Genomic DNA, 13,342 nt, shown 5'->3' on the forward strand with positions numbered 1-13,342 from the left:
TTACGTCATGACCTACACCGTTCGCCAGACCGAAGACTTCGCCGCTTGGCTGGCCAGCCTCACCGACCGGACCGCGCAGAAGGCGATTGCCAAGCGCCTGGTCCGCGTCGAAGCTGGCCTGCTGGGCGATTGGGCCTCGGTCGGCGAGGGTGTGTCGGAACTGCGGGTTCATGTCGGGCCGGGCTATCGGGTGTATTTCACCATCCGCCAGCGCGAGATCGTGATCCTGCTCTGCGGCGGCGACAAGTCCAGCCAGTCGCGGGACATCCGGCAGGCCAAGGAATTGGCAGACGGCCTATAGGCCGCGCCAACCGCCCACCCCACCACGGAAGCGACCATGACCACCAAAACCATTCCCTTCGACGCAGCCGAATATCTCACCTCCACCGAGGATCACGCCGAGCTGCTCAGCGACGCATTGGCGGAAGGCGATGCCGCGTATATCGCCGCTGCACTCGGCACTATCGCGCGCGCGCGCGGTATCGCTCGGGTCGCCGAGGAGACCGGCCTATCGCGCCAGGCGCTGCACAAGGCGCTGGGCAAGCGCGGCAATCCCACCCTTTCCACCATCCTGAAGGTGCTGGGGACGCTGGACTTGGAGCTGCACGCGCGGGTGCGTCAGCCGGAGGCAGCGTAACCGCTATCGCCACTGGTGTTCCCAAGCGTCGCGATCTTCGGCCCATTCGAGGCGCGCCTGGCGCAACGCGCGTCGGCGCTCATTCTCGGCGCGCAGTTCGATCGCGCGCATCAGGCGTTGGCCGTCGGGCGTCCACTCGACCGGCTTTCTGCGGCGCTGCGACCGCATGAAGTGGAAATACCCCGCCACTAATTCTTCGGCATCGTCCATGCGCGAACAGAAGCGGAACGCGGTCGTGTAGGAAATAGGCAATCCGACGCGACCGCATGGAGAGCCCGGATCGGCCATGGCTTTCCTACAGCCCTGATTCTTCCTATATTAATCGGGCAGGGGACATTCTAAATCAATGGACGAGACGTTGCGCTTGCAACCGGCCATGGTGAGCCGGAAGCTACTGGTGCTGACCTTCATCCGATCCTACGTCCATCGTTGGAACGGATCGCCCTCCATTGGTGAAATCGCTCAGGGAATTGGGGCCAGCCGCACCCGCGTTCAGGCAGCCCTCCGCGCGCTCGAGCAGGAAAAGCAAATCGTCCGGCGGCCTGGTGCGCGGGGCATCATGCTGCCCGACCGTCTTGCCGAAGCCGTGCGGGACCTGCGCGCGGCCGGATACGTCGTCGACGACGATATCGTGCGCGGACCATTTCCGATCCTGCCGCTGACCCCGGAGCTGGATTACGACCCTGGGTGACACAGGGGTAAATTCTGCATGACAGGGGTTTCAGGGCTTAATGAACAAGCGGCGCGGCGGCTCGCAGCACTGCCCGCCAGTAGCCGTGGTTATGTGGATCCGTTCGCAGCAATCGCGGGCAGCCGCGCGCGGGAGGCGGACCGCGTAAATCGCCTGGTACTCGGCCGACCGCGTCCGATGCCGCCCGTCGATACGGCGGGCCTTAACAAGCAGGAACGTAAAGCCGCGCGCCACCTGGTTGCGCGCCGACACGCCGAGCAGCTGAAGGACGATCGGCAATATACGGGTAAGGAAGCGACGCCGGAAACGCTGCGTGACGTCGCCACGCGCACCGAGGGTGGCCTTGCCCGGCTATATGCGACCGGCGATGTCGACGCCGATCAGCTGGCGGCGGCCGAGCAGATCGCGGCCGCGCATCAGCGCGTCGTGGGCGACGTGACCATTGCGATCGCCAGCCTGGAGGCGCGGGTGGATCGATCCCCGCAGGGTGACGGCAGCTTCTATGAGGCGCTCGGCGCTGTGCAGACGGAGGTCGCCTATACCCGGTGGCGTGAGGCGCTTGCGCATCCGGCCGTCGTCTTGGACATGATCGTTGGGGGCCTGGGCTTCACCGTCGCCGCCCGGCGGAACCGCATGGCCCATCGGCGCGCTAAGCGCCTGCTGATCGTGGCACTAAACCTTTGGCCCCGCGCCCTGGCGGCAGCTCGCCATGAGGTCGACCCCGCGACCCTGGCCGCTGCGCATGCTGGGATTTTGTGAGTGGACCAAAATAGACCCTGCACAAACGGTCACATTTAGGGCCATTTCGACCCCGCGCGAATTGCGACCCGACCGCATGGCCCGCCTCTCACCCCCCCGGGAGAGGCGGGCCTTTTCGCGTTTTGGAGATGCCGAGATGGCCCAGCCCAACCGTAGCACGCCCCCCGGTTGCGCGGGCCGCGCCGCTGCCGTCCTCCCCCGAGGCGAGCAGCGGCGCCACCCGGCCGACGATCTGGAAGCCGCACGCGATCGCCTTGAAGGGCTGATCCGCCGCGTTCGTCACGGCGCACGATCCCAAGCCGATTTTCATGACCAGGAAACCGAGGCGCATCAGATCGCGCGCGACCTGGTCAAACCCTTTCGCGGGCCTGACGCCCGCCCCGTCAATCCGCCGCTCTGGGTCAGCCCGGACGGCCGCTCCGCAGGATGGTGACGATGGCCCTCGATCTTGATGCGCTGAAGCGGGTGGCCGATGCTGGCCTTCCCCTGGACAATGTCCCGGTGTCGCGCCGCTGGCTGGCCCAAGTGTGGCACGAGCTGGCCACATTGCGCGGCGACCAGCCCGTTAAGCTGGACTATGACCATTATGCCGCAGATCGGTTCACGATCCCCGTGCCGTGCGGCGGTAGCGGCGCGGTGAAGGCATAATGGCGCGGCTTCGCTCACCCGCCCAGCGGGCGCCCCAGACCGTCCAGCAGGCCACGGCGCTGGCGACCCGCTATGCGGTCCTGTCGGCCGAGGTCGATGCCATTGATGCGCGCCGCGCCGCACTGATGGCGCGGGTCAACGGCGCGGCCGATGCGCTGCTGGTGCCGATCGCGGCCGAGCTGAAGGACATCGCCAAGCAGCTGAAGCCCTGGTGGGCGGCGTCGATCGAGGATCTGACCGGCGGCAAGCGGAAGTCGATCGAGCTTGGCGGTTGCGTGCTGGGCTATCGTATCAGCCCGCCCAAGGTGGTTCATGACCATGGCAAGGATGGCGACGCCGTCACCATGCTCATGGGCACGCCCTATGAGGCGATCACGATCCGCGTCAGCCATTCGCTCGACAAGCCTGCGATCCTCAAGGTGCTGGACGAGCAGGGCCTGCTGGTCGGGGATGATGTGCCCGCTACCCCGCTCGCCTCGCTGGGCTTCCGGTCGAAGCAGACCGAGGATTTCTTCATCGACGTCATTGCCCCCGCAGCCGTCGAGCTGGGCTTGGGTGGCGACGAACCCAGCTCGTAACGAGGTGCATATGGATTTCATCGCATTGATTCTTGCGTTGCTGCTGCCGACCGCCAAGGTCGAAGGCGTGGTGTCGTTCCTGGGTAAGCTGGCCGAGCGCCTGGCTGCCGAGGAGGCGAAGCAGAACGAACGGGCCAAGGGCCTCCGGCAGCAGGCGCAGGCCCTGATGGACGCAGCCGATGCGGCTGATGCCAAGGGTGCCCGAATCGGTCGGGTTAGCGGCAAGCTGACCGACCTGGTCGCATAGCCTGGCCTTCTGCAAGGCGGAGCGGCTACGCGGCCGAGCTGGCCAGCGTCAGCGGCTCCGCCGGTTGCGACGTACCAACGGGCTTTGCGAGCGCTGCCAGGCTGCAGGGCTGATTGTCGCGGCAGTCGTCGTCGACCACATCCAGCCCTTGGCGCTGGGCGGGCTCGATGTCGACGACAACACGCGTAACCTTTGCCAGCCGTGCCACCATGAGGTGACGGCTAAGCAGTTCGGGCATGCCGCGCCGATCGGCGCGAAGGGCATCGGCCGAGACGGTCGGCCGACCAACGCTGGCCATCAATGGAACTGCCAGCCAGCCGGTCGCGCTCCCCCGATCCTGCGACGGCGGATGCCCACCCCCCCCGGGGGGTCAAAAGTCTGACGAGGCGGCGCCCCGGACACCGGCGGTCCCCTTCATGCGCTGCGCGAGCATTTCCAGAGTAAAAAGTTCGGGCGGAAGTGAGGTGCCATGGCAAGGAAACCGAACCGCACCTCGGCAAAGCAGGCCGTGGCCGAACCGACCGTGGACGAGACGATCGTCGGCCAGCCCGATTGGTCGGCGCTGCTGACCGACGCCGACGAACAGATGGTCGCGCGCGGCCATTGGCGTCGCATCGTCGACGAGATGACCACGCGGGAAATCCTGTCGTCGTCGAACGGACACGCGCTTCAGCGCCTGGTCCTGGCCTACATCGTGTACGACCGTTGCTCGCGCCAGGTCGCTGGCAACGGCCTTGTGACCGAGGCCAACCCCGAGAACGCCAAGGCGATCGACCGCCTGTCGATCTATTACAAGGCGATGCGCGAGGCAGAGAGCACGGCCGAGCGCTTGGAGGCCCAGCTCGGCCTGTCGCCCGGCCGCCGCAGCAAGGTGGGCAAGGTCGTCAAGCAGCGCCAGCGCACCGCCGGGGCGGACGCGTTCCTTGGGCCGAAGGGTTAGCGCCCCAGCGGCGAGCGATCCGACCACGGCCTGGGCCGAGGCGGCGGTCCGCGGCGATTTCGTCGTGGGCGACCTGGTCCGCTATGCCTGCGAGCGTCACCTCCGCGACCTGCGGGACGCGGCCAAGCGGGGCTATTTCTGGCGGCCGGAGCTGGCGCAGCGGGCGCTGGACTTCTTCCCGTCCGTGTTCACGATCACGGACGGCCCGGCGGCGGGCAAGCCGTTCACCCTGTTGCCCTACCAGGTGTTCGTCGTCGGCTCCCTCATGGGGTGGGTCAACGCCGACGGCCGCTGGCGCTTCCGCTCTGCCTGGGTCGAGACGGGGAAGGGGCAGGCCAAGTCGCCGATGATGGCGGGCCTCGGCCTGTACGTCATGGGCTGGTGCGGTTTTCCTCGCAGCCAGGTCTATTCGATCGCGGCGAACAAACAGACCGCCAACGTCCTGTTCAAGGACGGAACCGCCATGTGCCGGGCGCAGGTGCCCGGCTATGACGACGGCGACACGTTGGAGGCCTTGGGCCACGTCGTCCTGCGCGGCGAGGGCGACAACACCTGGAAGATCGAGCATCCCGCCTCGCAATCCTTCTTCCTGCCGCTGGCGGGCGGATCGGCGCAATCGGGACCGCGACCGCGCCTGGTGCTGGCGGACGAGATTCACGAATTTACGACCGACGCCCAGATCGAGATCTGGCGACGGGCCATTACGAAGGTGGCGGGCAGTGCGATGATGGTGCTGGGCACCAACACGCCCGCCACCTCGCAGATCGTCGGCACCTCCTATTCGGAGACAGCCCAGCTGATCGCCAAGGGCGAAAAGCGAGACGACACGCAATTCGCCTTCGTGGCGCGCGTCGACAAGCGCGATCGCGAAACCGTCTTCACCAATGAGGCATGCTGGCAAAAGGCCCTTCCGGCGCTGGGCATCACCTATCCGGTCGCCAATATCCGCGAGGAGGTGCAGACCGCCCAGACCCGGCTGTCGACCGCCAGCTCGGTAAAGCGGCTGTATTTTGGCATCCCGACCGGCGCGGCCGACTTCTGGATCGACGAGGAGAAATGGGCCGCGATCCTGGCCCCGATCGACGACGCGGCGATGCAGATCCTGCGCGGCTGCCAATGCTGGCTGTCGCTCGACCTGTCGAAGAAGAACGACCTGACGGCGCTGACCGCTGTGTGGCGGGATGGCGACGGCATCCTGTGGTGCAAGACCTGGTACTGGACCACCGCCGATGGCCTGCCCGACCGGGCCAAGCGGGACTCGGCCCCTTACGAGGAATGGGTCGCGGACGGCCACCTGACCGCCGTGCCTGGCGCGACGATCGACAAGACCTTCGTCGCCGCCCGCGTCGCCGAGATCTGCGCCGAGCATGACGTCGTCGAGCTGGTGTTCGACCCCGCGCAGTTCGCCGACTTCGAGAGCGCCTGCGAGGAAATCGGCTTCGACGCCTGGAAGTTCGAGGGGCCGGACAAGCCCGCAGGCTCCGGCCTGAAAATGGTGCGGCACGCCCAGGGCACCCGCGTGATGTTCGAGGACCGGCAATATTGCATGCCCCGCTCGATCGAGCGGCTCGAGGATCGCATCCTGAAGGACACGATCGTGATCGACAGCTCGCCCGTCACCTATAGCTGCGCGGCCAACGCGGCGATCACCGAGGACGGCCAAAAGAACCGCGCCTTCGACAAGAAGCGATCGCGCGGCCGTATCGACGGCATCGTGACCACCGCCATGGGCGTGGGCGCGGCCGACAACGCGCCGCTTGAAGGCAAGGACGCCTACACCGGCAGCTTTATCGTCGACCTAGACGCCGATGACGACGACGACAGCGAGGAGGACGCGGCATGAGCATATCGTCCTATCGCCTGTCGGATCGTGCCGCTGCGGCCGAGGCCGCGCGCCTGGGCGCGCCCGTGCAAAACGCCGTGGACAGCACGGCGGCCGTCGTCGGCGACTTCGGGCAGTTTGAATGGATGAGCTGGGGGCAGCGCGCGGCCGGGGTGGAGGTCACGCCCGAAACGGCGATGCGCTCCTCGGCGGTGTGGCGGTGCGTGACGCTGATCAGCGGGACGATGATGTCGGCCCCGCTCGGCGTGTACGAGCATTTGCCCAACGGCGGGCGGCGGTATGTCGCCGATCATCCGTACAACCGCTTCCTCCAGGTCGAGCCCAACGAGGAGATGTCGGGCCCGGAGTTCATCGAGCTTCAGGCGATGGCGATGCTGTTGCGCGGCAACGGCTATGGTCTGATGCGCCAGGCTCGCAACGGGACGATCACCTCGATCGACTATTACCACCCGGCGCGCGTCCTGCCGTTCCGGTCGAGCGATACCGTCTGGTATCAGTTCACCAATCTCGACGGGTCGGTGGAGACGCATCACGGCTCCTATGTGATCCACTTCCGGGGGCCGGGCCGCGACACCAACGGCATCCGCGCCTTGTCGGCGATCGCGCACCATGCCCAGGCGATCGGGATCAACCTGGCCAGCCGGGAATATACCAGCGGCCAGTTCGAGCGGGGCCTGCTGACCAACGATTATTTCTCGTTCCCCGAGGGGACGAAGATATCGAAGGAGCAGCGCGCCGACTTCAAAGAGTATCTGCGCAAGAAGGCGCAGGGCGTTGCCAATGCTCACAATCCGCTGCTGTTGGAGAATGGCGGCGAGTGGAAGCGCGTTTCGGTCAGCGCCAAGGACGCGCAGCTGCTCGAGCTGTTGCAATATTCCGTGGTCGACGTCGCGCGGATCTTCGGCACGCCCCCGCACATGATCGGCGAGACGTCGGCCGCGACGACCTGGGGCACCGGCATCGAGCAGATGACCGTGGGCTTCAAGCTCTACACCTGTGTCCCGCATGTGCGCCGGTTCGCCAAGGAGCTGACCCGCAAGCTGTTCCCCGTGATCGGTGCGAAGCCATCGCGCTTCTTCGTCGATTTCGACGTCGAGGCGATGCAGGTCGGCGACAGCAGGTCGCAGGCCGACTATTTCAAGGCCGCCCTGGGCGGCAACCAACTGCCCGGCTGGATGACGCAGAACGAGGTGCGGCGGATGAAGAATCTGCCCCCGCTGCCCGGTCCCGATGCCGACAAGGTCTATTTCCCGCCCGCACCGGCCCCGATCGGCCACAACGGCGGCCCCCCGATGGAGCCCGACGACGATGCCGCAGATGACGCGCAAGCTGCTTAACCTTGCCCAGGGCAATCGCGGCAAGGGCTCCGGCCTGCGCGCGGAGGCCACGGACGCCGACACCACCACCGTGTATGTCTATGACGTGATCGACAGCTTCTGGGGCGTGTCGGCGGCCGACTTCGCAAAGGAAATCGCGGCGATCACCACGCCGAAGGTTCGCCTGCGCGTCAATTCGCCAGGCGGCGACGTGTTCGAGGCGCGGGCTATGATGACCGCGATCGGCGAGCATGCGGCCGAATTCACTGCGGTCATCGACGGCCTGGCCGCGTCGGCCGCGACTGCGCTGACTCTGGCCTGCGATAGCGTCGAGATCGCCGAGGGCGGTTTCTACATGATCCACCGCGCCTGGACCTTTGCGATGGGCAATGCCGAGGACATGACCGCCACGGCGTCGCTCCTGGGCAAGATCGATGGCGTGCTGGCGGACGGCTATGTCGCCAAGACCGGCAAGACGACGGCCGAGGTCGAAGCCTGGATGAAGGCGGAGACCTGGTTCAACGCGGCCGAGGCGATCGATGCCGGTTTCGTCGACCGCATGGTCGCCGTCCAGGACAAGAAGGCCAAGTCCGACGCCAAGGCCCGGGCCGTCGCCTTCAACCTCTCTGCTTTCGCCAATGTGCCCAAGGCGCTGACCGAACGTCCGCCCGAGATCGATGCCAGCACCCGCGACCGGGCGATGGCCCGTCTCGCGCTGTACGACCGCACGGCCGCCTGACGGCCGCGCATCCCCCGCGCCGGTCCCCCCGGCACCCCAAAGCCCCGCCCTCATCCGGCGGGGCTTTTCTTTTGAGGAAATCCCCCGATGAATATCAAGGCGCTCCGGGACCAGCGTGCCGATCTGGCAAAGCAGGCCCGCAACCTCCTCGACACCAACACCGGCGACAAGTGGTCGAAGGATATCGAGGCCCAGGTCGACGCCATCTATGGCAAGATCGACGGTATCGACTCCCAGATCGATCGGTTGGAAAAGCAGGCCAAGATCGACGGCGAGCTGTCGGCGGCCGAGAATGAGGGCGAGATCGAAGCGCGCGGCGCGGGCGAGGTCCGCAACCTGTCGCCCGAGGCGCGCGAGCGCCAGCAGCGGTACAGCGCCGCCTTCCGCAACTTCCTGATCCACGGTGTCGCCGCCATGACGCGCGAGGATGTCGAAATCCTCCGCACCGGCCAGCCGAAGAACGCATCGTCGGCCCAGACCGGCTCGGCGGGCGGTTTCCTGGTCCCCACCGGCTTCGGCGGCGAGCTGCTGGAGGCGCTGAAGGCGTTCGGCGGTATCCGTCAGGTCGCCGAGGTGATCCAGACCAGCTCGGGCGCTGCGCTGCCGTGGCCGACCGTGGACGAGACCGGCCAGATGGGCGAGATCGTGCCGGAAAATCAGGCCGCGACCACTTCGGACCCGTCGTTCGGCACGACCCAGATCGGTGCCTACAAGTGGTCGTCGAAGATCTTCACCCTGCCGTTCGAGCTGCTCCAGGACCAGGGGCCGGGCATGAATGTCGAGGCGTTCGTTCGCCGCTCGGCCACCACGCGCATCGGCCGCATCCAGAACCAGAAGTACACGGTCGGTTCGGGTATCGGCGAGCCGGAGGGCATCGTGACCGGGGCCGAGGTCGGCAAGGTCGCTGCGACCGGGCAGACCAATTTCGTCCAGTATGACGACATGGTCGACCTGGAGCATTCGATCGACCCGGCCTATCGCACCGCTGATGGCGTGGGCTGGATGTTCCACGACACCACCCTGCGCAACCTGAAGAAGCTGAAGGACAGCCAGGGCCATCCGCTGTGGCTGCCGGGCCTGTCGGCGAAGGACCCCGACACCTTCCTGCGCTACCGCTATCAGATCAACCAGGACATGCCGGTCCAGGCCGCCAACGCCAAGTCGATCCTGTTCGGCGACCTGAAGAGCTTCCTCATCCGCGACGTGATGGAAGTGACGCTCTTCCGCTTCGACGACAGCGTCTACACCTCGCGCGGCCAGGTCGGCTTCCTCGCCTGGGCACGCGGCGACGGCAAGAAGGTCAGCGCGGGCAAGCCCTACAAGGCTTTCCAGCAGTCGGCGAGCTGATCGCCCCCGGGCGGCTGACCGGCCGCCCGCCCCCCTTCCCACGCAACGACAGGAGCGAACATGGCTCGCACTCCCACCCCCGCCGGTGCTACCGGCACCGATACCGCCGATACGAACGGCACGAATGCCCCGTCCGACACGAACGCGAACGCCTCCGGCGCTGACAACGGCACCGGCGACAGCGGTGCCGCACAACTCGCGCTCAACGGCGACGGCAATGTGACGGGCATCAAGACGGTCGTCACTGGCTCGGTCGTCGAAGCGCGCGTGACGCTCGAATTCGAGGGCCATGTGGTCAACGAGGTCGTGCAGGTCCGCGCCGATCGCGTCGACCAGCTCGAGCGCGAGGGCTATATCGACAGCCATCCCGAGGCGGTCGCCTACGCCAAGTCGCTGGCCGCGTAATGGAAAACCAGCATCGCAAGATCGCAGGGTATCGGGAGCTTTCCGAAACCGAGATCGGCCTCATGAACGAGGTGAAGGGTTATGAGGCACGCTTCAACGGTCTGATCGATCGTCTGCGCGCCACCCCGTCGCTGGACCAGCGCCATGTCGCACTGGCGGCAACCGCCGGTGAGGACGCCTTCATGCGAGCGGTGCGCGCCATCGCCCAGCCTGAACGGCAGGTGGCGTAATGGCCGAACCCGTCACGCTGGAGGCGATCAAGCAGGATCTGCGGCTCGACGTCAGCGCGACGGACGACGACGCCCGGCTGCTGCGGCTCATCACCGCCGCACGCCGGGCCGTCGAGCGGCGCACCCGCCGGACGATTGTCGGACCCAATCCGACCATGACCGGGGATGACCTGGCCATGGCCTGCCAGGCGATCAGCCTGATCGTCGCGGCCTGGTACGCAATACCCGAGGGCGTGATCGTCGACGGCCGGGGCGGGGCCGAGCTGCCGCTGGGCGTTACCTGGCTGCTGGACCCCATCGCGTCCTGGGCGGTCGAATGAGACGCCTGTCGGCCGGTCGGCTGCGCCACCGGGTCCGCATCGAGGAGCCCAATCTCGTCGACAACGGCAAGGGTGGCCGGTCGGCCCCCGCTGGCCAGGCCAAATGGAAGACGCTGGCCGATCGCGTGCCCGCCGAGGTCATTGCCCTGCGCGGCGATCGCGCGCTTCAGCACCTGGTCGAGCGCCAGCGCCAGCTTTGGAAGGTCACGATCCGTAATCGATCGGGCCTGACGATCGCCAACCGCATCGTGTACGGCGATTCGATCCTGACGATCACCGCGATCGCCCCGACCGACGCACGCGACGGCCTGGTGCTTTCGTGCGAGAGTGGGCAGGCGTCGTAATGGCGCGTCAGCGTATCAAGGGCATTGCCCGCTTTCGCCGCCTGCTGCGCCGCCTGCCCGATGCCGTGCGCGGCGAGATCCTCGTCGAGCTGCACGTCACCGGACGCGAGATGCTGCGCGCCGTCCAGGCCCGCGCGCCGGACCTGACTGGCAAGCTGCGGGCCGGGCTGCAATCCAAGGTGCTGCCCACCTCGCTGCGGCTTCAGATCGGGTTGATCGGCACGCCTGCCGGGCGCGCGAAGCTGTTCTATGGCCGCATCCAAGATCTGGGCCGCAAGGCGCAGGTCGTGATGGTCCAGCGCCGTCGCCGGGTGTCGCTATCACGACGCGACGGCTCGACCTACTCGACGCTCCGCACCGATGCGCGCGGCCGCAAGGAACGGGCCGACATCGTGGCCACCTATCGCATGAAGGTGCCTGCCATGGAGCCGAAGCGCTTCATTACCGGCCGCTATCCGGACCTTCGAGCGGCCCTGAATTCCAATATGCGCGGTATCTTCAGCCGTTCGCTCGCCAAGATCGGAGCCGGTGATGAGTGATGCGAAAGCGATCGTCGAGGCGGTCGCGTTCCGCGCCTTGGCGGCCGCGATCAGCAAGGCGACCGTCTATCAGGACGCGCCGGTCAATGCGAAGGGTGATCTGGTCATCCTGGGCGACCTGAAGAGCTTCTCGATGGGCGGGAAGGGCAACAGCGACGATCGCCGGGTGGAGATCAATATTATTTCCCTGGTCGTCGCCGAAGAGCGTGCGCCGCTCCTGTCCCTCCAGGGTCAGATTGAGAAGGCGCTCGATGGCCAGAATTTCACCGAGGCGGGCTGGACCGTCGCCTTCCTGTTCAAGGACGACGACGCGGTCTTGGACGAAGGTGGCGGCTCCTATTCCGGGATCAGCGCCTTCGACGCGATCGCGCTGGCCCCCTGACGCCCCCGACCCATCCGAATGCCCCCCGGGCCGCGCCACGCCAGCGCGGCCCTTTTCATTTGTGGAGACCCCATCATGGCGAAAAAGCTCGGCAGCGATTACCGCCTGTTCGTCCGCGCGGCTGACGGCACGGCGTTCAACCAGCCCGGCGGGCAAGGCAACCTGACCATCAACCGCTCGAAGAATTTCAGCTCCTCGGCGACTAAGGATACCGAGGGCGTCGACACCCAGACGCCCGGCCTGCGCACCATCTCGATCAAGCAGGATATCGTGCCCGACCTGCCCGACGCCAACGGCTACACCCGGCTGGAGACGCTGGACAAGTCGAATGCGACCGAGGTGATCCAGGTCCGCAAGAAGCCCTTCGCCAATAGCGATGTCGTGTTCGAGTGCTCGATGTACACGGCGCTCGACAACAATGACTTCGAGCAGGGCAATTCGCTGAAGGCCAGCCTGACCTTCCAGCCCGCCGCCCAGCCCACCGTCGACACGCTGGCCTGATCGATGGTCACGTCCCTGACTATTGCCGGTGCGACCCTCGCACTGGCACCGGTCCCCGCCGACCTGAACGCCCGGCTGATCGATATGACCGGCTGCTCCGCCCATGAGGTGGAGCAGCTGCTCGTATCCGGTCCCGATCGGGCCGCCCGGGCGCTGGAGCCCTTCCTCGCCGAGCCGGTCGACCATGTCGAGCTGGCCCGCCTGATCGCAGCCGACCCGGCAGCGATTGGCCTGATCCGCGCGCTTTATGCCGTGGCCCTTGTCGTAGCGACCGAGCCTGTCGAGGCCGTCGCCGAAGCGACCCATGATCCGGAGGCTGCATGACCGACACCACCACCCGCCCGGCGGTCGATGACCGCGGTGAATCGATCCTCATCCTTGGCGGCGAGTCGATGGGCCTCCGTCCCAGCTATGAGGCGATCCAGGAGATCGAGGCCACGCTCGATCGCGGCCTGGTCGACCTGGCGCGCGATGCCATCGACCTGAAGCTGAAGCTGGCGGCCGTCGCCCAGATCGTCTGCGGGCTGGTCCGCGCCTTTGGCCGGGCCACTGCCGACAAGAACCTCTCCGGTGCCAACGCGGCGCGCATTGGTCGCCTGATCTTGGAGGCGGACGGTGGTCTGCTCGTCGTGCAGAAGCAGCTGTCCGGCGTCCTCTCGGTCGCCGTCACCGGCGGCTATGACGCCGAGGGAAATCCGAAGCCGACGACGATCACGACGACCGAGGAAGCCCCCGTCGTCGGCTGATGGGGCTGGCGGCCGCTGCGCTGTCGTGGCGGCCGCATGAATTCTGGTCCGCGACGCCGTCCGAATTCTGGGCGGCGATCGAGGGGTATGAGCGCTTCCACGCCGTACCTGACGAATAAGGGAGGCGCGC

The 13,342-nt window shown here is 66.7% G+C and carries 25 protein-coding genes; 24 read left to right on the forward strand and 1 reads right to left on the reverse strand.

Going from position 1 to position 13,342, the window contains the following annotated elements:
* Positions 1–7: 7 nt before the first annotated feature.
* Positions 8–301 (forward strand): type II toxin-antitoxin system RelE/ParE family toxin, encoded by a 294-nt coding sequence (locus tag SP5_RS06170; RefSeq protein ID WP_042485581.1) that lies wholly within the window; start codon positions 8–10, stop codon positions 299–301.
* 36 nt (positions 302–337) lie between these two features.
* The gene (locus SP5_RS06175; protein ID WP_042485583.1) at positions 338–637 is read left to right on the forward strand and encodes an addiction module antidote protein; all 300 of its coding nucleotides are present in this window, start codon (positions 338–340) and stop codon (positions 635–637) included.
* A gap of 3 nt (positions 638–640) precedes the next feature.
* On the opposite strand, the gene SP5_RS06180 is transcribed toward SP5_RS06175, so the two are convergent.
* Entirely contained in the window at positions 641–925 is a 285-nt protein-coding gene (locus SP5_RS06180) for a hypothetical protein (protein ID WP_157013601.1), read from the reverse strand.
* A 58-nt stretch (positions 926–983) separates the two neighbouring features.
* On the opposite strand from SP5_RS06180, the gene SP5_RS18440 reads away from it, so the two are divergent.
* The 22 genes from SP5_RS18440 (at position 984) to SP5_RS18725 (ending at position 13,331) form a co-directional block, all read left to right on the forward strand.
* A complete protein-coding gene (locus SP5_RS18440) occupies positions 984–1,328 on the forward strand; it encodes a LexA family transcriptional regulator (protein ID WP_052811428.1) in 345 nt (114 codons plus the stop codon).
* 93 nt (positions 1,329–1,421) lie between these two features.
* The gene (locus SP5_RS06190) at positions 1,422–2,087 is read left to right on the forward strand and encodes a hypothetical protein (protein WP_157013602.1); all 666 of its coding nucleotides are present in this window, start codon (positions 1,422–1,424) and stop codon (positions 2,085–2,087) included.
* A 136-nt stretch (positions 2,088–2,223) separates the two neighbouring features.
* Entirely contained in the window at positions 2,224–2,520 is a 297-nt protein-coding gene (locus tag SP5_RS19040; RefSeq protein ID WP_157013603.1) for a hypothetical protein, read from the forward strand.
* Between the two features lie 2 nt (positions 2,521–2,522).
* Entirely contained in the window at positions 2,523–2,735 is a 213-nt protein-coding gene (locus tag SP5_RS06200; RefSeq protein WP_042485592.1) for a hypothetical protein, read from the forward strand.
* Positions 2,735–3,313: a host-nuclease inhibitor Gam family protein gene (locus tag SP5_RS06205; RefSeq protein ID WP_042485595.1), complete on the forward strand. Its 579-nt coding sequence runs from the start codon at positions 2,735–2,737 to the stop codon at positions 3,311–3,313. Before SP5_RS06200 ends, SP5_RS06205 begins: the two co-directional genes overlap by 1 nt.
* 10 nt (positions 3,314–3,323) lie before the next feature.
* On the forward strand, positions 3,324–3,560 hold the full coding sequence (locus SP5_RS06210) for a hypothetical protein (RefSeq protein ID WP_042485598.1): 237 nt from the start codon (positions 3,324–3,326) through the stop codon (positions 3,558–3,560).
* Between the two features lie 64 nt (positions 3,561–3,624).
* Complete coding sequence (locus SP5_RS18720; protein WP_084220587.1) at positions 3,625–3,942, forward strand: HNH endonuclease; 318 nt, start codon at positions 3,625–3,627, stop codon at positions 3,940–3,942.
* Positions 3,943–4,029: 87 nt separating this feature from the next.
* A complete protein-coding gene (locus SP5_RS06220; protein ID WP_042485600.1) occupies positions 4,030–4,500 on the forward strand; it encodes a P27 family phage terminase small subunit in 471 nt (156 codons plus the stop codon).
* Positions 4,484–6,343: a terminase large subunit gene (locus SP5_RS06225; protein WP_042485603.1), complete on the forward strand. Its 1,860-nt coding sequence runs from the start codon at positions 4,484–4,486 to the stop codon at positions 6,341–6,343. Before SP5_RS06220 ends, SP5_RS06225 begins: the two co-directional genes overlap by 17 nt.
* A complete protein-coding gene (locus SP5_RS06230) occupies positions 6,340–7,680 on the forward strand; it encodes a phage portal protein (protein WP_042485608.1) in 1,341 nt (446 codons plus the stop codon). Before SP5_RS06225 ends, SP5_RS06230 begins: the two co-directional genes overlap by 4 nt.
* On the forward strand, positions 7,652–8,398 hold the full coding sequence (locus tag SP5_RS06235) for a head maturation protease, ClpP-related (RefSeq protein ID WP_042485799.1): 747 nt from the start codon (positions 7,652–7,654) through the stop codon (positions 8,396–8,398). The genes SP5_RS06230 and SP5_RS06235 overlap by 29 nt, the downstream gene beginning before the upstream one ends.
* An 87-nt stretch (positions 8,399–8,485) precedes the next feature.
* Complete coding sequence (locus SP5_RS06240; RefSeq protein ID WP_042485610.1) at positions 8,486–9,745, forward strand: phage major capsid protein; 1,260 nt, start codon at positions 8,486–8,488, stop codon at positions 9,743–9,745.
* A 60-nt stretch (positions 9,746–9,805) separates the two neighbouring features.
* Positions 9,806–10,150 (forward strand): hypothetical protein, encoded by a 345-nt coding sequence (locus SP5_RS06245; protein WP_042485613.1) that lies wholly within the window; start codon positions 9,806–9,808, stop codon positions 10,148–10,150.
* On the forward strand, positions 10,150–10,380 hold the full coding sequence (locus SP5_RS06250) for an Acb2/Tad1 domain-containing protein (protein WP_042485616.1): 231 nt from the start codon (positions 10,150–10,152) through the stop codon (positions 10,378–10,380). Before SP5_RS06245 ends, SP5_RS06250 begins: the two co-directional genes overlap by 1 nt.
* Positions 10,380–10,700, forward strand: a complete 321-nt coding sequence (locus SP5_RS06255; RefSeq protein ID WP_042485619.1) for a head-tail connector protein — start codon at positions 10,380–10,382, stop codon at positions 10,698–10,700. The genes SP5_RS06250 and SP5_RS06255 overlap by 1 nt, the downstream gene beginning before the upstream one ends.
* Positions 10,697–11,044, forward strand: a complete 348-nt coding sequence (locus tag SP5_RS06260) for a head-tail adaptor protein (RefSeq protein WP_042485622.1) — start codon at positions 10,697–10,699, stop codon at positions 11,042–11,044. The genes SP5_RS06255 and SP5_RS06260 overlap by 4 nt, the downstream gene beginning before the upstream one ends.
* A complete protein-coding gene (locus tag SP5_RS06265; protein ID WP_042485625.1) occupies positions 11,044–11,583 on the forward strand; it encodes a hypothetical protein in 540 nt (179 codons plus the stop codon). Before SP5_RS06260 ends, SP5_RS06265 begins: the two co-directional genes overlap by 1 nt.
* Positions 11,576–11,965, forward strand: coding sequence for a hypothetical protein (locus SP5_RS06270; RefSeq protein WP_042485628.1), 390 nt, complete (start codon positions 11,576–11,578; stop codon positions 11,963–11,965). Before SP5_RS06265 ends, SP5_RS06270 begins: the two co-directional genes overlap by 8 nt.
* A 75-nt stretch (positions 11,966–12,040) precedes the next feature.
* Positions 12,041–12,466, forward strand: a complete 426-nt coding sequence (locus tag SP5_RS06275) for a phage tail protein (protein ID WP_042485631.1) — start codon at positions 12,041–12,043, stop codon at positions 12,464–12,466.
* A 3-nt stretch (positions 12,467–12,469) separates the two neighbouring features.
* Positions 12,470–12,790, forward strand: a complete 321-nt coding sequence (locus tag SP5_RS06280) for a hypothetical protein (protein WP_042485633.1) — start codon at positions 12,470–12,472, stop codon at positions 12,788–12,790.
* On the forward strand, positions 12,787–13,212 hold the full coding sequence (locus SP5_RS06285) for a hypothetical protein (RefSeq protein ID WP_042485635.1): 426 nt from the start codon (positions 12,787–12,789) through the stop codon (positions 13,210–13,212). Before SP5_RS06280 ends, SP5_RS06285 begins: the two co-directional genes overlap by 4 nt.
* A complete protein-coding gene (locus tag SP5_RS18725) occupies positions 13,212–13,331 on the forward strand; it encodes a phage tail assembly chaperone (protein WP_083706499.1) in 120 nt (39 codons plus the stop codon). Before SP5_RS06285 ends, SP5_RS18725 begins: the two co-directional genes overlap by 1 nt.
* Positions 13,332–13,342 lie beyond the last annotated feature (11 nt).

Origin of the sequence: Sphingomonas parapaucimobilis NBRC 15100, assembly GCF_000787715.1 — a bacterium.
Taxonomy (GTDB): domain Bacteria; phylum Pseudomonadota; class Alphaproteobacteria; order Sphingomonadales; family Sphingomonadaceae; genus Sphingomonas; species Sphingomonas parapaucimobilis.